Origin of the sequence: Marinobacter persicus, from assembly GCF_900114155.1 — a bacterium.
GTDB classification, from domain to species: Bacteria; Pseudomonadota; Gammaproteobacteria; order Pseudomonadales; family Oleiphilaceae; genus Marinobacter; species Marinobacter persicus.
Window position 1 is genome coordinate 49,928 of record NZ_FOSC01000001.1, and the last position, 16,578, is coordinate 66,505.

18 protein-coding genes are annotated in these 16,578 nt (G+C 55.7%); 7 read left to right on the forward strand and 11 right to left on the reverse strand.

The genetic code is table 11. The features are described from left to right. Positions 1-38 precede the first annotated feature (38 nt). The 6 genes from BMZ63_RS00225 to BMZ63_RS00250 form a co-directional block, all read right to left on the reverse strand. Positions 39-398 carry a hypothetical protein gene (locus tag BMZ63_RS00225; RefSeq protein ID WP_091700201.1) on the reverse strand — a complete coding sequence of 120 codons (360 nt, stop codon included), beginning with the start codon at positions 396-398 and terminating at the stop codon, positions 39-41. Positions 399-671: 273 nt separating this feature from the next. Continuing rightward, entirely contained in the window at positions 672-1,562 is an 891-nt protein-coding gene (locus BMZ63_RS00230; RefSeq protein ID WP_091700203.1) for a recombination directionality factor, read from the reverse strand. Positions 1,563-1,623: 61 nt separating this feature from the next. Continuing rightward, positions 1,624-2,625: a YqaJ viral recombinase family nuclease gene (locus tag BMZ63_RS00235; RefSeq protein WP_177186998.1), complete on the reverse strand. Its 1,002-nt coding sequence runs from the start codon at positions 2,623-2,625 to the stop codon at positions 1,624-1,626. Positions 2,626-2,711: 86 nt separating this feature from the next. Further along, complete coding sequence (locus BMZ63_RS00240; RefSeq protein WP_091700207.1) at positions 2,712-3,674, reverse strand: DUF932 domain-containing protein; 963 nt, start codon at positions 3,672-3,674, stop codon at positions 2,712-2,714. Between the two features lie 31 nt (positions 3,675-3,705). Next, positions 3,706-4,056, reverse strand: coding sequence for a hypothetical protein (locus BMZ63_RS00245; protein ID WP_091700209.1), 351 nt, complete (start codon positions 4,054-4,056; stop codon positions 3,706-3,708). 163 nt (positions 4,057-4,219) lie between these two features. After that, positions 4,220-5,527: an MFS transporter gene (locus BMZ63_RS00250; protein WP_091700211.1), complete on the reverse strand. Its 1,308-nt coding sequence runs from the start codon at positions 5,525-5,527 to the stop codon at positions 4,220-4,222. A gap of 151 nt (positions 5,528-5,678) precedes the next feature. On the opposite strand from BMZ63_RS00250, the gene dmeF reads away from it, so the two are divergent. Next, entirely contained in the window at positions 5,679-6,608 is a 930-nt protein-coding gene (gene dmeF / locus BMZ63_RS00255) for a CDF family Co(II)/Ni(II) efflux transporter DmeF (protein WP_091700213.1), read from the forward strand. Between the two features lie 31 nt (positions 6,609-6,639). On the opposite strand, the gene BMZ63_RS00260 is transcribed toward dmeF, so the two are convergent. After that, positions 6,640-6,918: a metal-sensing transcriptional repressor gene (locus tag BMZ63_RS00260; protein ID WP_091700215.1), complete on the reverse strand. Its 279-nt coding sequence runs from the start codon at positions 6,916-6,918 to the stop codon at positions 6,640-6,642. Between the two features lie 80 nt (positions 6,919-6,998). On the opposite strand from BMZ63_RS00260, the gene BMZ63_RS00265 reads away from it, so the two are divergent. From BMZ63_RS00265 to BMZ63_RS00275, 3 genes are read left to right on the forward strand one after another with little or no spacing between them, the layout of a single operon-like run. Next, positions 6,999-7,382, forward strand: coding sequence for a hypothetical protein (locus tag BMZ63_RS00265; protein WP_091700905.1), 384 nt, complete (start codon positions 6,999-7,001; stop codon positions 7,380-7,382). Between the two features lie 48 nt (positions 7,383-7,430). After that, on the forward strand, positions 7,431-8,165 hold the full coding sequence (locus BMZ63_RS00270; protein ID WP_177186999.1) for a HupE/UreJ family protein: 735 nt from the start codon (positions 7,431-7,433) through the stop codon (positions 8,163-8,165). A gap of 15 nt (positions 8,166-8,180) precedes the next feature. Next, positions 8,181-8,882 (forward strand): hypothetical protein, encoded by a 702-nt coding sequence (locus BMZ63_RS00275; RefSeq protein ID WP_091700217.1) that lies wholly within the window; start codon positions 8,181-8,183, stop codon positions 8,880-8,882. Between the two features lie 234 nt (positions 8,883-9,116). Here BMZ63_RS00275 and BMZ63_RS00280 read toward each other — a convergent pair whose 3' ends face one another. Beyond that, positions 9,117-10,112, reverse strand: a complete 996-nt coding sequence (locus tag BMZ63_RS00280; RefSeq protein WP_091700219.1) for a PEP-CTERM sorting domain-containing protein — start codon at positions 10,110-10,112, stop codon at positions 9,117-9,119. A gap of 15 nt (positions 10,113-10,127) precedes the next feature. Beyond that, positions 10,128-10,400 carry a hypothetical protein gene (locus tag BMZ63_RS00285; protein ID WP_091700220.1) on the reverse strand — a complete coding sequence of 91 codons (273 nt, stop codon included), beginning with the start codon at positions 10,398-10,400 and terminating at the stop codon, positions 10,128-10,130. 288 nt (positions 10,401-10,688) lie between these two features. Here BMZ63_RS00285 and BMZ63_RS00290 point away from each other — a divergent pair, with 288 nt between their 5' ends. Further along, a complete protein-coding gene (locus tag BMZ63_RS00290) occupies positions 10,689-12,317 on the forward strand; it encodes a BCCT family transporter (RefSeq protein WP_091700222.1) in 1,629 nt (542 codons plus the stop codon). A gap of 64 nt (positions 12,318-12,381) precedes the next feature. On the opposite strand, the gene BMZ63_RS00295 is transcribed toward BMZ63_RS00290, so the two are convergent. After that, entirely contained in the window at positions 12,382-12,696 is a 315-nt protein-coding gene (locus BMZ63_RS00295) for a monooxygenase (RefSeq protein WP_091700224.1), read from the reverse strand. Between the two features lie 146 nt (positions 12,697-12,842). Between BMZ63_RS00295 and BMZ63_RS00300 the strand changes: the two genes are divergently transcribed. Then, positions 12,843-13,823: a substrate-binding domain-containing protein gene (locus BMZ63_RS00300; RefSeq protein ID WP_091700911.1), complete on the forward strand. Its 981-nt coding sequence runs from the start codon at positions 12,843-12,845 to the stop codon at positions 13,821-13,823. After that, on the forward strand, positions 13,820-15,877 hold the full coding sequence (locus tag BMZ63_RS00305) for a sensor domain-containing protein (protein ID WP_091700226.1): 2,058 nt from the start codon (positions 13,820-13,822) through the stop codon (positions 15,875-15,877). Before BMZ63_RS00300 ends, BMZ63_RS00305 begins: the two co-directional genes overlap by 4 nt. On the opposite strand, the gene BMZ63_RS00310 is transcribed toward BMZ63_RS00305, so the two are convergent. Then, on the reverse strand, positions 15,869-16,528 hold the full coding sequence (locus BMZ63_RS00310) for an alpha/beta hydrolase (RefSeq protein WP_091700228.1): 660 nt from the start codon (positions 16,526-16,528) through the stop codon (positions 15,869-15,871). The two genes, BMZ63_RS00305 and BMZ63_RS00310, sit on opposite strands and share 9 nt — an antisense overlap. Positions 16,529-16,578: the final 50 nt, after the last annotated feature.

Sequence of the window (16,578 nt, forward strand, 5' to 3'; positions counted from 1 at the left end):
TGATTGGGAATTCGCCGCCCTGATCGTGTATGCGAGTATTAGCCATTATCCAACAACGTCTTCAGGTGGCTCATATTTCGTCGTAACGTAACCAACTGACTCTCTGCATCCAAGATGTGCTCATTTTCATGTAGCACGAGTGTGCTGGCCTCGCCTGAGAAGTACAAACACCTTGCAAGTCGAATGCAGGTTTCAAAAACCGTATCGGCAACCATCCGCACATGTTGGCTCTCTTGATTATTCCTGAGGATGTCCCCTGAAAACTCGAAAGCGCGAAGTACCTCCGTAGATATGGTCTCCTCATCACCTATTTGAACCTGAAGCTCGTGCCCGACTAGGCCTCGGTGAAGCGCTTCTAGGGCTAACCTGTGATATTTATCATCCAGCTCTTTGCTCATGGCTAACACCAGCAACTATTAATAGATCTGAAAAGGAGAAGTCGGAACGGTACCATGTCGCAACAACGAGGCTCAGGAAAGCCACCTCCACACGATTAATCAACAGGTTAGACTACTCCCTTTGCCCTTACCATGAGTTTTCTGGAACTTTTCATCGCCCAGCACGAGAATCACCAGCTTGGCCAGTAACACTTCACCAGTCAGCACCTCACCACAAAAAATAAACATACTCAGAGTCAGACAAGTGGCCCCCATAGGACCACTTGCCAGAATCTAACCAGAAATCGACCTCGCCGAATCGACATCTCTCTTCAGCTTCGATACAACAGAAGAATGGTCCGGCGATTCTTCGCGAGGAGCAACGGGATAAAACTCCTCAACCACCTGACTCACCTCATCCTCATCGTACTCAAACAGCGCATTACCAAATCCCTTCGCTGCAGCCGCATCCAGCGCAGCCTGATCAACGCCTTCCTCTTTTACCTGCCTGGCCTTTTCCCTTGCCTCGGCCACCGCTTCCCGCAGTGACAGCCCTTCCTTGACCACCAAATCCACATAGTAGATCGGCGTGCGATGACTCTGTGTAGTGCTTTTCCCTCGCAGTTTCAATTCCAACGGCATGTACGCCAGCAGACCACCAGAGACTGCCTGGTAGTAACTCAGCCTGGCAGCAAGCGTCCGGATGCTGTTAAAGCCGGTGGTGCGGAAGATGAAGGTACCGAGATCATCGTCGTCACCGACCTTCACGTTCAGGCGGCCATACGGCTTGCACAGGCCGCCTTTGCCGAACTCACATAACGTCGGCCCCGGGCACGGCAAAGACTGCACTCCCGACTGCGTCAGGCGCTTACAGGTGTCGCCATTGCCTACACACATAGGCCGTCCGCTTTTGCGGTCGAACATGGTGTACTCCGCCCTTAGGTTGAGATCCGCATCGTTGAACAGCATGCGCACCGGGATGGTCCGCAGTTTGCTGTTTGGGGCATCCTTTCTTAGTTCCTCGTCTAGCGGATGAAGCAGCCACCCGGCGTCCTTTTCCTGGATCTGGGAGGTGATGGTGAATTGATCGTCCTTTTGCGGTAGCCGGATGCCATTCTTTTCAACGACTCGACCAATGCTGATACGCCCCAAAACCGGAGGCGTGATGGCTAAACCTTTAATCATGATGACTCTCCTGAAAAAGGACCACGGGACACTCGTCACGCCCGCGTGGCCAAAGGGGGTTTTATGCTTGGATGAGGAATCGACGGCTTCCTGGCTTCGTCAGTGGGTATTGCTCCAGCAGTTCTGGCTGATCCTTCAACAGCTGTTTCACGTTGAGCCCAACGGAATCCTTGCTCCGTTTCCAGCTCACGCTGCCACTCGGGAAGGTTGCCTTTGAGGCTTCGCCCATCTGACTCTCGATTCGCTGTTTCAGGTGGGATTCGGTAGATCTGAGGGCTTCCATTTCCTTGCGGATTGCCAGCAATTCGTCGAAGGCATCGGACAGCTCCTTGCTTTGGCTGAAGTCCAGGATCTCCCCTCTATCCACTGGGTACAGGTGGCGTAAGGCACGTTCAGCAGAATCGGTTCCATCGACCGGTGGTGGGGTATCCGTCTCCACAAAACCCCAGAACTGGCGCTCCAGCACGTACAGCGCCTCGATGAGCTCTTCATTCCGCTCAATGCGGTAGATCTTCAACTCCTGACCACACAGCAGAACGCATACGTCGGCTGCCTGTTTGCCGGTGACAGCCAGTTGGTGCTGAACCTGGCACTGGATGTAATCCGGCACGCCCTCGTTCCACAGGCGCGACCCGAACTCCCCTGCCGTTTTGCACTCCAGGATTTGCACGTCGTCATCGGCCACCACGGAGTAATCCAGGTTGGCCAACATCCAGTGCTTTTCCGGGTCTGGATGCTGCAATACTGCATTCACCCGGCGCACCTTACGGCCGGTTTGCTGGCTGTACTGCTCGGCCACAATCGGTTCCAGGATATGCCCCCAGTAGACCGGTGAAGCGGGATCGTCTGAATCCGGTTTTGGTAAGCCATTGTCTCTGCCGGTCTTCACCATCCAGAGTTCCAACTGGGATTGGTATGGGTTCATGCCCACGGCTGCAGCCGCATCGCTACTGCCAATACCCTGTTTACGTACCCTCAACCACTCATCCCGGCTGAGGCCTTTGGTGGAGACAAGGCGCAACGCTGGTCGTTGTTTCTGAATTACCTTTTCACTCATGCCCATGGCGTTTTCCTCCAGACATAAAAAAGCCCACCAGAGCATCAGGCTCCGGCGGGCTTTATGGCGGTTTTGCGAGTTGTAGGATTGGCTCAAGCCACAAGTGACATGGCCTGCTCTAATGCACGGCTCTTCAAGGCTGCACCGGTGCCAAACCAGGCTGAATCCAGTCGGTGATCCACGGTTTTGGCTCGACGTTGATGATCGACGAACTCCGTTACCGCATTTAGCAGCCCGTATGCTGTGCCATCAGATGAAGCCAACGTCGCGCCCATGCCCTCACCTTCATAAAGTGACAGAGCTTTGGCCATGGATCGCTCGTTCGTTTTGCCAACACCACTTCCGGAATCATCAGTGAATACCTTCAGGAAGTAGTTCCTGGCCTCAGTGGTCTTCACCTTTCGCTCACTCAGGGTCTTCAGGCCATACATAAACTGGTCCCAAGCTGAGACCGAAATTCCTAGCTGCTTCTTGACCAGGTCCGCATCGAAGGCAGTGTTGTGCTTCACTTTTACGGAGTTGGCCGTGGAGCCTTTCAGGGCAACCGCGAGGGTGTTGTTGCACACCACTCGGATGCTGGTGAACTGAGCAGTCGTCGCCATCGTTCCATCGCAAGCGGTTGCCAGCAGGACATAGGCATTGGTTTGATCGTTGCCTTTGAGCATGCCCGATTGGCCGGTGCGGGCCAGAGCCCACATCTTGCGGCCACCTTTAAGGACCCCGGCTGTCTCCAGCTCAAAACCAGAAACCTCGGTCAGATCCCGATAGAACTCCAGGATCTCCTCGGGCTGGACCACTTTGAAGCGATTACCGACAACTGACAGCGGCGCCTTGGTATCCGAGCGGTAAAGCACTTTAGAATCCGGGTAGGACAGGATTTCACCTAAGCTGCCACTGGAATTGGTGACGAAGCGGACAGGGCTTTCCTGAATCTGCCAATCCAAGCCCGCTTGTTTTGCCCAGACCTCCAAGGGCTGATTCGAAGTCAGTTCGTTCCCCAGGCCATGCCAGGGGGTTTGACCAACGTAGGCCATTTGTTCAATGAGATGTGCCATTGTTGTTCTCCTATGGAATTTGCGAGTGGAATCAGCGGATATCGTCGCGGGAGTCGGGATCGGTACTGAAGGAATAGCCGCAATCAAGGCAGCGAAGGTTGTCCAGCACACGGTCATCCAGGACATCGCCCAGAATCACGCCAGCGGAAGCGCCAGTGGCACCACCCAGCAGCGCACCAATGACGGCACCACCGATACCACCCACGGTTGCACCTACGGGACCGGCAACGATTCCCAGGGCAGCACCCGCTTGGGCACCGGCCGTGGCAGCCGCATAGCCGCCGTAGGTACCGGCAGACGCACCGACCACACCGGCAGTTTTCTTGCCGTAGTTGTTCTTACCAATCCGCCGAGACAGGCAGTTGGGGCATTGTTCAGACATTGGAAATTACCTCTGTGAATTGGGAGGGAGAACACTGTCAGTGCCTTGGTTCACAGAGGTGATATAGGTTTGAGATTTTTTTGAATTCGCACACCCGGGCTTTATGCGGATTTAATTGCGTTGATTCCGGGCAGCCCCTTTAGATTCCTGAGGAGTCGAGCTGCTATTTACTGGGCCAGCGAGGGTGCAACTCATCAATCTGGTATGGGTGCGAGTGTTCAACCCCCGAATCAGCGACGTGCGGATGGGTCAATGCCAACTCACTGTGCTGGTGAACGACTTCCGACGGATCAACTGCGGGCCACAGGCGAAAAGCTGGGATTAGGGAAAATAAAGCCATAGCCGAAAATACAATCAGGGTGACCTGAATACCCAGTACAGACCCAAGCCAACCCGCAAGCGGATATGAAATCAACCAACCAGCATGAGATAGTGAAAACTGCGCGGCAAAGAGCGCCGGGCGGTCTTCAGCATGGGAAGACTTCGTAAGGACCCTGCCGATGGGCGTTTGAACGGTGGAAAAACCAACGCCTAACCATGCCCACACGGGTAATAGCCATTCCAGAGATTCCACCGGTAGCGCGAGAACCAAGCCGAACACAAGAATCCCGCCTCCCGTTAGCATAACTTGCCGGTCCTGCCAGCGCTTCAGTAGAGCTGGTAACGCCAATGCCGCCAACATGGAACCGCCACCAAACGCGGCAAAAGCCATAGCCGTATGCTGGTCGGTAAGGCCGAATTGTCCCTGCACCAGCACAACCGTATTCACGATCACCATGGCTCCCGCAAGACTGACAACCAGGTTCAGCGCCATCACCCCACGCAGGCGAGGAGTAGCCAAGAAAATTCTGAATCCGGCCCGTGCGCGATCATAAACGCCGCGACGTTTTTCCGATTTGGCCCGGGAGGGCAACGCAACGGACACCACGAGCAAGGCTGATGCGATAAAACCGATTACCGTGCCCGAGAACAATGCCTGCCAGCTGGTGGCAAGCAGAATCAACGCCGCGAGCGCAGGACTGATGAGGTTTTCCAGATCGTAAGCCAATCGGGAAAGCGACAGCGCCTTGGTGTAATCGACTTCATCGGGGAGAGTCTCCGGAATAGTAGACTGGAAGGTTGGTGTAAAGGCCGCCGATGCGGACTGAAGGACCGCGATTAGCACGTACACTTCCCACACTTCGGTGACGAAAGGCAAAGCCAGCGCTGTCGCTGCTCGAATCACATCCAGAGAGACCAGCAGAGCACGACGGGGTATGTTCTCCGCCAGAGCTGATGCCAGCGGGGCTATCAAGACATAAGCGACCATCTTGATAGCCATGGCTGTGCCGAGGACCTGTCCGGCCTCGTCTCCGGCCAGGTCGAACGCCAGCAGACTCAAGGCCACCGTCGCCAGCCCGGTACCCAGCAATGCAACCACCTGGGCCAAGAACAAATGGCGATAGGTTCGGTGTTTCAGAATCTCAAGCATGGCTCCACCAGTGGCAGCGTCAGAAATGGAAAGGTTGTGGTAGAAATATGACTACAGTAGCATTTCCATGCTATCCCCCCAGGGGGGATAGGTCAAAAGAGGGATTCTACCCTCAGGCATACCAATCACCAGCCTTGCCGGGAACACTGTTATGCACCATGAACGACTCGACCATTGGCAACACAATCACGTCTTCGGTCAGGATCTGAAGCGATCTGGCGAAACCCGAACACTCATCGTAGTGGGCCTGACGCTGGCGATGATGGTCTGGGAGATCCTGGCCGGTATCGTTTATGGCTCTATGGCTTTGCTGGCCGATGGCCTGCACATGGGATCGCACGCGGTGGCTCTGGGTATTGCCGCCTTTGCGTACGCGTATGCCAGGAAAAACGCAGGCAACGCCCGATTCTCTTTCGGGACTGGGAAAGTCAATGCGCTGGGTGGCTTCACCGGCGCGATTCTGCTGGCTGTCTTCGCGCTCTACATGGTCATAGAGAGCGTTAGGCGTTTTATCCAGCCCGTCCCGATATCCTTCGATGGGGCCATCTTCGTGGCCATTATCGGCCTGGTGGTCAACGGGGTGTCAGCTTGGATACTGGGGGATGCAGGTCATGACCATGGTCAAAGTCATGGGCATGATCACGGTCACCACCATCATCACCATGACCACAACCGCCGGGCCGCTTACCTGCATGTACTTGCGGATGCGCTGACATCAGTCCTGGCCATTATTGCTCTTCTGGCGGGTAAATATGCCGGATGGAACTGGATGGACCCGATGATGGGGATTATCGGTGCGATTCTGGTAACCCGTTGGTCATGGCATCTGCTGAAAGACACCTCAAAGGTCCTTCTCGACGAGCAACATCAGGACATGGAGGAAACCGTCAAACAGGCCGTCGAAGACGACGATGCCAAAGTCAGTGATCTGCATGTGTGGGCGATAGGCCCAAACATTCATGCGGCTATTGTCTCAGTGGTCTCGCATCAGCCCGAGTCGCCTACAGTCTATAAGGAGCGCATTCAGGCACGCTGTCAGTCCCTGGTCCACGTGACCGTGGAGCCTTTCCGGTGTGATTAGCAGGGAGGGCACTTTTTGAGAAGTAATGAGGTCACAGATACCGGGCAATTGCCTTGAATTCATCGACCCGCTGCTGTTGCTCTGACTCCAGCGGTCCGATGGCATCATCGAGGCAATGCTCAATGTGGTCCTGTACTAGCACGCGTTTGGCCTGTTGAATGGCCTTTTCAACGGCGTGAAGCTGCTGGGCCAGCTCCAGGCAGGGTTTTCCCTGGTCAATCATCCCAATCACGCTTTCAAGATGGCCGTTCGCTCGCTTCAGGCGTTTGATGATATTCGGGTGAGATTGATGCGTGTGATCATTTACCATGTTTAATTCCTATCCCCCATGGGGGGATGGTATCCTCTGTTTTCGTTGAAATCCAACCACAAGCTCGACGATTTAAATCGATGATTTCGACCATTCACCAGAGAAAACTGCTTCCCACGCTCCTCATGCTGTTCGCATTGGCGGGCCTGTCACTGTCGGTGATTGGCGAGTCATTCTCTCACGGTGTGGCCGAGATAGCAGGCGACTGGGAGTTCCAGGCGGATGGCCATGCTGGCAATCATGGTGGACACGGACACAGTCACGATTTCGACGAAGAACCAGAGTCACCTTCACTGCATCACGATGCTGGCAATCACACCCACGAGACCGTGGACCAGCTCAGGATTCCATTCGTTTCCCAAAGCCCGACCGTTTTCCGGCAGGCCATTCCATTTGCCGGAGGTTCTCCCCGCAGTTTGCGCTATCGGCTCGAACGCCCTCCAAAAGCCTCTCTTCTCGTTTGATTCTTGCCGCTTACGCGGCCCGAGAAAATAATTTCGATTGGAGTCTTTATGTTGTCAAGCTTGCTTGGCGGTTGCCGTAGTGTGTCCCCACTGGGCACCGGTAGTCGTCTGTTCTGGATATTTCTAACCCTGGGCTTACTGGGTATGAGTACCGATGCGCTCGCCCATGCAGTCGCTCAGGGCGATAAAGGGTACATCCAGGAAATTACCGGGATAAACCTTATTGCGTTCATCTATCTGGGGGCCAAACACATGGTCACCGGCTATGACCACCTGCTGTTCCTGCTGGGTGTCATTTTCTTCCTCTATCAAATGAAGCACATCGCGATCTACGTGAGCTTGTTTGCGTTGGGGCATTCCACAACCATGTTGCTGGGCGTGTACTTCAACGTCGGCATCAACAGCTATCTCATTGATGCGATTATCGGCCTGTCCATCGTCTACAAGGCGCTGGACAACATTGGTGCCTATCAGCGGTGGTTTGGCTTCCAGCCCAACACCAAGGCCGCCACGTTGATTTTCGGGTTCTTCCATGGCTTTGGCCTGTCCACCAAGATCATCGAATACGACATCTCGCCGGACGGCCTGATTCCGAACCTCCTCGCCTTCAATGTGGGCGTGGAAATCGGACAGTTAATCGCCCTGGCCATGATCCTGATTGTCATCAGCTTCTGGCGAAAAACCGACGGCTTTTTCCGCCATGCCTACACCGCCAACGTGGCCATGATGAGTGCAGGTTTTCTGCTCTTTGGCTATCAGCTCACCGGTTACTTTGTCGCCTGATTCTGGAGATTTTTTATGTACAACACAGATATACCCAACCGTGAAGAACTGCCCAGCACTGCCAAGCTGATTCGCTCCACCATCATTGCCGCAATTGTGGCGCTGGTTCTGCTGGTAACCGTGGTCATGCCCGCCGAGTATGCCCTGGACCCAACCGGCGCAGGTCGCCTTTTGGGCCTGACTGAAATGGGCGAAATCAAGGAGCAGCTCGCCGAAGAGGCTGCTGCTGACGAGGCTGCCCAGATGGTGGCTGTTCAATCCTCAACTGAGCGAGAAGCCCCGGAAGTCAAAGAGCCTGTCGTGGCTGAAGCCGTTGAGGAGCCAGCTCCCTCATCTGAAGCAGAGGTTGCGTCTGCCGAGCCAGAGGCTGCGCCTGTGTCCGAACCAGAAATTGCGGAACCTCAGTGGCAGGATGAAGTGCGTGTGGTTCTCACACCCGGAGAGGGCACCGAATTCAAGCTCACCATGGAGGAAGGTGCCGTAGCCCGGTTCTCGTGGGTATCAGAAGGTGGTCCGATCAACTTCGATACCCATGGTGATGGAGGCGGTCAGTCAATTTCTTACGAGAAAGGTCGGGGCGTGCCGGAAGACGAGGGCAAGCTGGAGGCTGCCTTCACTGGCAACCATGGCTGGTTCTTCAGAAACCGGAATGACAACGACATCACTCTGGTGCTTCGCACCGGAGGGGATTACGGGCAGCTGAAAAAAATGCTGTAATAGAGTTCTGGGGCAAAAGACTGGCAGAACGCCAATCTTTTGCCCTTCATAACTGGTCCAGATCGCCACAAGTGAATCGCCTCGCGATCTAATTGCACTTTGCACTTGAATGCTTGCTACCATACCTCTTTGGGAATCGCCCCTGTGTACAGAAATCATTTTGGGGGTACAAGTGGGGGCATATATCAAGATAAAAAAAATAAACAAGCATATAAAACAAGTACCTGTATAAACTTATGAGTCCTGCCGGGGGTACCAGTTACCCCGCACTCGACGACCCACCAGCCCGGCCAACGCAATCAACAACAGCACAAACACCCCCGGCTCAGGCACCGGCAAAGCTGCGGCCAGCGCGCTGATTCGCAGGGTGAACGAGCTCTGATCTGTATAGTCAAAGCTGAAGGCATCAATAAAGCTGGTTACGTTGAACTTGCCCAGGTCTTCAATGACATCAACACCAGCCAGGCAGGGTACGCCGGGCACCGGAATATCAGCGCAGACCGCCAAGCTCAATCCGCCAGCACTTGCCTGAGACTGAATCGCGGCTTCCACATCAGCAATGCTTTCGTATCTGGTGCCGTCATTACCGAATGCCAGACTGACGATTTCTCCTGCGGCATCGATACCACGGTTCATAATCCACTGGCCGGAAGAGGCATCGAAATGCGCCATTAATATCGCGTCGGTGAGTGGGTCACCATCATCGTCCAGAAAATAGCCGTCCGGGGCCATGGAGTACGACATCCAGTCACCGAACAGGCCCTCATAGCCATATTCACCGCCGAACAGGCCGGTGGTCTGGAAAAAGTCCTCACTCACCAGGTCGAGTGCGAACCCGCTCCTATCCGGGCTGAAATACCCCGTCAGCCGGTCGCGCCGCTCATCCGTGCCAAACAGGCCCTGGGCAAACAGCGAGCTGAACTCGTTATTTCCGGGGTCTTCACCAAAGTCGACAAAGCCCAACCCATCTCCCGTCGTGGACTGGGTAAAGGCGTCGCCAATGCCAAAGCCCAGGCTCATGGTAAAGCCGCTCAGCAGGCTGTCGGTGGCGTTACCATATTTCTGGAACACCCGGTACAGGCCGTCATTGCCCTCGGCAAACGGTTCTCCGCTCAGGTCAAACACCAGGTCGATGGCGCCGGCACTGGTCTGGTCAAGCTTGAAACGCTTGCCGCTCTGAAACGGGCCATTACAGGTGGCATCGCCGGCCGCCATAATGCAGTTGTCCACCGGGTTTCCGGATGCCTACAACGGCGCATCATTCACCACCTTGAGCCCGGGCTCCGCCCCTTCCACCAGGTCATACTTGATGTATCCGTTGGTGCTGGCGGCACTGTCTACCGGAGCCTTGTCGTAGACATCGCTGTAGTACACGCCATCACTGTCCGGGCCGGATACCAGCACATTGTCCAGGTTCCAGCCAGTAATCTGCGCGGCTGAAGCCGTGCCACTTGAAAGCCCTGCAACCGCGAGGGCCAGGGAGGAATACAGAATAGATTTTGAGCGTTTCATGGCCATGTCTCTTTCTCCTTTGAGAACAATGCAACAGGGAGCAACACTGTCACCCTGGTGAGCCATGCTGAGCAGGAGCTGGACCAATCACACGGAAATAACGAACAAACAAGAAGCTATATACGCTTCTTGATCTCACCCACTGCAAACTCAGGCCAATTATGTAAACATCCCTGACATTCACCGGCCCGGGTGTTTGCGGTTTCACCCACCAGGCCCTTGCATTAGAGCGAACCGGTCACGCAGTATCCCGCTCACCCAAACTGCGACCAACCTGTAAAAGAGGACGAAATAATGGAGAAGCGGCCCGGAGCGGTATTCTATTCTTCACTGCTTATACTCATCGGGTTTGTCGCCGTGGGTGCGCTTTACCCTGAACAGCTCTCCTCCACCGCCTCAACAGCCCTCGGCTTTACCACCGATCATTTCGGCTGGCTGTACCTGTTCGTCACCACCGGTTTTTTGTTGTTCTGCATTGGCGTGGGCCTGTCGGATTACGGCCACATTCGTCTGGGGGCGGATGGCGAAAGCCCCGAGTTCCCCTACCCTGCCTGGCTGGGCATGATTTTCTCCGCCGGCATGGGGGTGGGCCTGGTGTTCTGGGGCGTGGCCGAACCCATGACCCACTACAACCAGCCGCCGCTGGGACTGGCCGAGCCCCAAACGCCAGACGCCGCCAGCCTGGGCATGCGGTATTCACTATTCCACTGGGGCTTCCATCAATGGGCCAACTTCGCGCTGGTGGGGCTGGCCATTGCCTATGTGCGCTTCCGCCGGCAACGGCCCGGCATGATCAGCGAAGCCTTCCGGGCCACCCTCGGAAACCGTATCGACGGCCCTATCGGGCATGGCATTAACGTGCTGGCTGTCGTCTCCACTGTCTTTGGCGTTGCCACCACACTTGGGCTGGGCATTATCCAGATCAACAGTGGCCTGGGCTCAGTGGCCGATGTCGGTTTCGGCAGCACCCAGCAACTGGCCATTCTGGGCGGCGTCTCGCTCATCTTTCTGGCCTGCTCGCTGATGCCACTGGAAAGTGGCGTGCGCTACGTCAGCGACGCCAATATGGTCCTGGCGGCAGCACTGCTGGTGTTCGTGTTCGCCATCGGCCCCACCGATTTCATCACCGCCGCCATGACCAATGGCATCGGTGAATACTTCAGCAACATGATCGGCATGAGCCTGGTGATGACACCCTACACCGGCGAGGATTGGGTCGAGCGCTGGACCATCTTCTACTGGGCCTGGGGGCTGTCCTGGGCGCCATTTGTTGGCAGTTTCATTGCCCGCATTTCCCGGGGCCGGACCATTCGCGAGTTTATCCTGGGTGTGATTGGCATGCCGGTACTGCTGAGTATCGTCTGGTTTTCCACCTTCGGCGGCTCGGCGCTGTTTTACGAAATCTTTGAAGACGGCGGTATTGCCGCCTCGGTCAGCCAGGAGATCAGCTCCGGGCTGTTCCATATGCTGGAATTCCTGCCCTTCCACGAGATCACCGGCCCGCTGGTGCTGCTGCTGATCATCCTGTTCGTGATTACCTCGGCCAACTCCGCCACCTTCGTGCTGGGCATGTTCACCAGTCATGGCACCATCACCCCGAAACCACTCATGCGGGTGCTGTGGGGCGTGGTGCAGGTACTGGTGGCAGGCGTATTGCTGTTAAGTGGTGGGCTGGAAGCGCTGCAAACCATCTCCATTGTGGCAGCGCTGCCGTTTATGGTTCTGATGATCTTCATGGCCGCTTCATTGCTCAAATCCCTGCGTGAGGAGCGTCGCCAGGCGGAATTCCATGAAGCACTTCAGCGCAGCCGCATTCAGCAGATGCTCGAAGAGTACGAAGAGAAAAAAGAGCAGGCAGAAGTGGAAGAAGTATGGGGCGACCACATCGAGCCGCCCAAGGATTATGTGGATTACAGTCGCTGAAAGAAGGGGCCGGTGAGTCTCCCGGCGATATCCTTCGGCTTTACAACAGTTTCAGCCCCGCCGATCAGTGGTTGGCTGAAACCGGGCCGAAATCAATCGCAGACAGCGCTTCGTTCACCTGGAATACCTTGCCATTCACTTCCGGCACGCCAAAGCTCTTGAGCCTGTCGGTGTGCATGGCCAGATAGGCCCGCGCGCTCGTTTCGTCCTCGAACAGGTAAATTCCGCCGGCTTCATTGGTTTCGGGGTTCTCGGTCCAGATTTTCCAGATAAAACCCGGCTCACGGGTGATGGATTCGGCCAGCTCTTTCATCGCCTCGGCCATGTCATCGCCGAACGGGCCTGTGAAGGGAAAGTCGACTTGCAGTAGCGTCTTCATGAGCATCTCCGGTTCTATAAAAGTCGGTTGGTAACGGGGATAACGAAAATTGTTTAGCAGGACCTTACATTGTTGCATTTTGGCAATAATGCAGGCATAAACATATGCTTGAAGCTCGTGAAACTACCTGCACCGGTTACTCGATCATGAAAACAGGGAAGTCGGCTTACCAAGCCGCAGTCGTCTTCGTGTTATTCGTTGCCAGCCTGTTTATTGGCCAGGCACACGCTGAATCCAGACAACTGGCCTACCTCGTTTCAGACAAGCGTATCCCATTCTGGGACATCATGGCGCGTGGTATTCAGGCCCAGGCCGGCGAACTCGGTTATTCAGTGAAGGTGTTCAGCGCCGACAACCGTGCCAAAACCGAGCTGCAAAATACTGCTACCGTCCTGAAGCAGGAGGTGGATGGTATCATTCTCTCGCCCACCAATTCGTCAGCCGCGGTGACCATCCTGAAACTGGCGGGCCAGGCCGAAGTACCAGTCGTGGTAGCGGATATTGGCGCCGATACAGACAACTATTTAAGCTATATCCAGTCCGACAATTATCAGGGTGCCTTTGATCTGGGGCGGATTCTGGCCAAACGGCTCAAGAACAAGGGCTGGCAGCAAGGCCGCGTAGGAATTGTCGCCATTCCCCAAAGCCGGGACAACGGCAAGGCCAGAACCCGCGGGTTTCTGGACGCACTGGCCGAGCACCGCATCAAGGTTGCGGACATCCATCAGCAGTCCGATTTTTCCTACCGGGAAACCTACGATTACACCAGCGGCCTGATAGCCAGGCACCCCGACCTGCGGGCAGTCTGGCTGCAGGGATCGAACCGCTACCAGGCGGCTCTGGATGCTATCAACGATGCCGGGAAAAGCGACGAAATACTGTTGATCTGTTTCGATGCAGAACCGGAATTTATTGAGATGATTGAAACCGGTGCCCTGGTAGGCGCCGGTATGCAGCAACCTTTTCTGATGGGTCGATTGGCAGTCCGATCACTGGATCGGCATTTTCAGGGTGAGACAGTCGACCCACAACAGCAGGTGGGTGTGCTGGCAGTATCAAACCGTAATCTGAACACTCTGCTGCCCATTATCCAGCGCAATGTGCTGGGTCAGGAGGCAGCTGAATGATCCCAAGCCAGCACAACAGTGCCCGCAACCCGCCATCCCTGCTGTTGCGTATTACCATCGCCCTGATTGCCCTGATTGTGTTGGTGTTTACGCTGCATGGCCTGTACCTCTACAAGATTCAGCGTGCGGAATTGCTCAACAACATGCACCAAAGCGTCGAACACAGCCTGCAGCGGCTGAGCACCAACATTGGCCCGTTCATGGAGGCCTACGCCATCAATGATTACGAGCAACTGGTGGCCACTGAAACCGCCCTGGAAAATCATTTTGCAGTCGTTGTCCGGAATCGGAAAATGGGGGAAATTCTGGGGGACGAGCACTACATTTCCGGACAGATCATTACTGACGCCGGCGATTACACAGGCTTTGATCACACCGACCCGCAAATGACCCAGCGGCTGGACCAGGCCTTTTACTCCGACACCCTGCCAATCACCGGCAGCAATGGCGACCCCCTGGGGTCTGTTTCGGTTTACGCCTCGAACGAACCGCTGCTGCGCAAGCTCCAAGCCCTTCTGATTGAAGAAATCATCATCAGCGTACTGTTTGCGGCGGTTCTGACGTTTTTGCTGATTTTCGTTCTGCGACGTTATTTTCTGCGCTCCATACAGCACATCGGCTCGGCGCTGAAACACTCCGATGACGAGGGCATCCCTCTCAGACCCCTGCCGCGCTTCAAGTATCAGGAGGTGCAGATTTTAAGCCAAACCATCAACACCATGCTGGAGTCCATCAAAAACGCCCGGGCCAAACAGAAAGTCCAGCAGTTACGCCTTGAAAATACCATCACCGGCACCCGGACAGGTACCTGGGAGTGGAACGTCGCCACCGGGGAGACCATTTTCAATGAACGCTGGGCGGAAATTGTCGGTTACACGCTGGCCGAACTGGAGCCGGTGTCCATCCACACCTGGGAAAAGCTGACCCACCCGGAGGACCTGAAACTAAGTAGCGAACAGCTGCAAAAACACTTTCAGGGCGAACTGGATTACTACGAATGCGAAGTACGCATGCGCCACAAGCAGGGCCACTGGGTATGGGTGATTGATCGCGGCTGCGTCATGACCTGGTCTGATCAGGGCGAGCCGCTGGTGATGTACGGCACACATCAGGACATCAGCACAGACAAGGAAGCTCAGGAGCAACTGTCCATGGCCGCCGGGGTATTCAAATATGCCCGCGAAGGGATCATCCTGACCAGCGTGGATGGCATCATCCTGGATGCCAACCGGGCCTTTACCGCGCTCACCGGCTACCACCGCAGCGAACTGACCGGTCACCGTTACGACTCACTGATCCCGGAAAAACACGACCAGGCCTTTTTCAACAGCATCCTGGATTCGCTGCGACGGGATGGCGTCTGGAATGGCGAATTCGAGATGCCCTGTAAGAATGGCACCAGCTTTCCCTCACTGATGACCATTGCCGCCGCCCGTGACCATGTTGGCCGGGTGCAGCACTTTGTCACCCTGGTGGCCGATGTTTCCAGCCTGAAACAGAACGAGGACAGGCTTCGGATGATTGCCCACTACGACGGGCTGACCGGCCTTCCCAACCGGCTTCTGTTAACCGAACGACTGCGCCACGCCATCACCGTGGCGCGCCGCAACCAGACCTTGCTGGCGGTGGTGTTCCTGGATCTGGACGGGTTCAAGGAAGTGAACGACACCTATGGCCACAGTGCCGGCGACGAGCTGCTCAAGGTGCTGTCCGACCGCATGCAGCAGACCCTCCGGGACTGCGACACCGTTGCGCGACTGGGCGGCGATGAGTTTGTCATCCTGCTGCCGGACCTCGCCCGCAAGGAAAACTGCAGGCCCGTTCTGGAGCGACTGCTAACTTCCCTGTGCTGCCCTGTCACCCTGAGCCAGGGACATGCCGGGGTATCTGCCAGCATCGGCGTCAGCCTGTCTTCCCTGGACAAGGAAGTGGATGCCGACATTCTTATCCGCCAGGCCGACATGGCCATGTATCAGGCCAAACAGAATGGCAAGAATCGGTTCTGTTTTTTCAGCAAGGAAACCGCCGATTACCTGGACAGCGCCTCAGCCTAAACAGCGCTGACAAAAAGCATCCAGGTCCCGCACCTCTTCCAGGCACAGGCTATGCTCCATGCCGTAGCGGTGGTATTCGGGCTGGTAACCCTGTTGCTGCAGAATCTCCACAGCCTGCTGACCCAGTGCCTCCGGCACCATGGGATCGCGGGTGCCATGGGCGACGAATACGGGCAGGTTCCGGTTGGCTTCTGAACGATGAACGCTGCCGGCCGTGGCATAGTATGTGGACAACGCGAACAACCCCGCCAGCGGTTGCTCAAAACTCAGAGCCATTTCGTAGGCCACGGCCCCGCCCTGGGAAAAACCGCCAACCAGAATCTTATCGGAAGGCACGCCCCGCTCGATTTCCTGCTCCACCAGCTCCCGCACCGCGTCAGCAGACACCCGCAGCTGTTTTTCATCCACTTCACGGTTGATGCTCATGGCCAGAATGTCATACCAGGCTGGCATGCGCATGCCGCCATTAATGGTAACCGGCAAATCCGGTGCGTGAGGGAAGATAAAACGAACCGCGCGTTTTTTGGCAAACGCCAGTTCCGGTACCACCGGTTCGAAATCGTGGCCATTGGCACCCAGGCCATGAAGCCAGACAACCGAGGCTTCCGGGTTGGGACCGGTTTCAATAACGAGGGAATCCAGAGAAGGCATTGACTGCTCCGACTGTTGAATGGGGTGCAACAGGATACCAGAAGCAGTCA

Coding starts and splice junctions, on each gene's coding strand:
- BMZ63_RS00225 (WP_091700201.1), bottom strand. CDS start 398: ATGAGCAAAGAGCTGGATGATAAATATCACAGGTTAGCCCTAGAAGCG.
- BMZ63_RS00230 (WP_091700203.1), bottom strand. CDS start 1,562: ATGATTAAAGGTTTAGCCATCACGCCTCCGGTTTTGGGGCGTATCAGC.
- BMZ63_RS00235 (WP_177186998.1), bottom strand. CDS start 2,625: ATGGGCATGAGTGAAAAGGTAATTCAGAAACAACGACCAGCGTTGCGC.
- BMZ63_RS00240 (WP_091700207.1), bottom strand. CDS start 3,674: ATGGCACATCTCATTGAACAAATGGCCTACGTTGGTCAAACCCCCTGG.
- BMZ63_RS00245 (WP_091700209.1), bottom strand. CDS start 4,056: ATGTCTGAACAATGCCCCAACTGCCTGTCTCGGCGGATTGGTAAGAAC.
- BMZ63_RS00250 (WP_091700211.1), bottom strand. CDS start 5,527: ATGCTTGAGATTCTGAAACACCGAACCTATCGCCATTTGTTCTTGGCC.
- dmeF (WP_091700213.1), top strand. CDS start 5,679: ATGCACCATGAACGACTCGACCATTGGCAACACAATCACGTCTTCGGT.
- BMZ63_RS00260 (WP_091700215.1), bottom strand. CDS start 6,918: ATGGTAAATGATCACACGCATCAATCTCACCCGAATATCATCAAACGC.
- BMZ63_RS00265 (WP_091700905.1), top strand. CDS start 6,999: ATGATTTCGACCATTCACCAGAGAAAACTGCTTCCCACGCTCCTCATG.
- BMZ63_RS00270 (WP_177186999.1), top strand. CDS start 7,431: ATGTTGTCAAGCTTGCTTGGCGGTTGCCGTAGTGTGTCCCCACTGGGC.
- BMZ63_RS00275 (WP_091700217.1), top strand. CDS start 8,181: ATGTACAACACAGATATACCCAACCGTGAAGAACTGCCCAGCACTGCC.
- BMZ63_RS00285 (WP_091700220.1), bottom strand. CDS start 10,400: ATGGCCATGAAACGCTCAAAATCTATTCTGTATTCCTCCCTGGCCCTC.
- BMZ63_RS00290 (WP_091700222.1), top strand. CDS start 10,689: ATGGAGAAGCGGCCCGGAGCGGTATTCTATTCTTCACTGCTTATACTC.
- BMZ63_RS00295 (WP_091700224.1), bottom strand. CDS start 12,696: ATGAAGACGCTACTGCAAGTCGACTTTCCCTTCACAGGCCCGTTCGGC.
- BMZ63_RS00300 (WP_091700911.1), top strand. CDS start 12,843: ATGAAAACAGGGAAGTCGGCTTACCAAGCCGCAGTCGTCTTCGTGTTA.
- BMZ63_RS00305 (WP_091700226.1), top strand. CDS start 13,820: ATGATCCCAAGCCAGCACAACAGTGCCCGCAACCCGCCATCCCTGCTG.
- BMZ63_RS00310 (WP_091700228.1), bottom strand. CDS start 16,528: ATGCCTTCTCTGGATTCCCTCGTTATTGAAACCGGTCCCAACCCGGAA.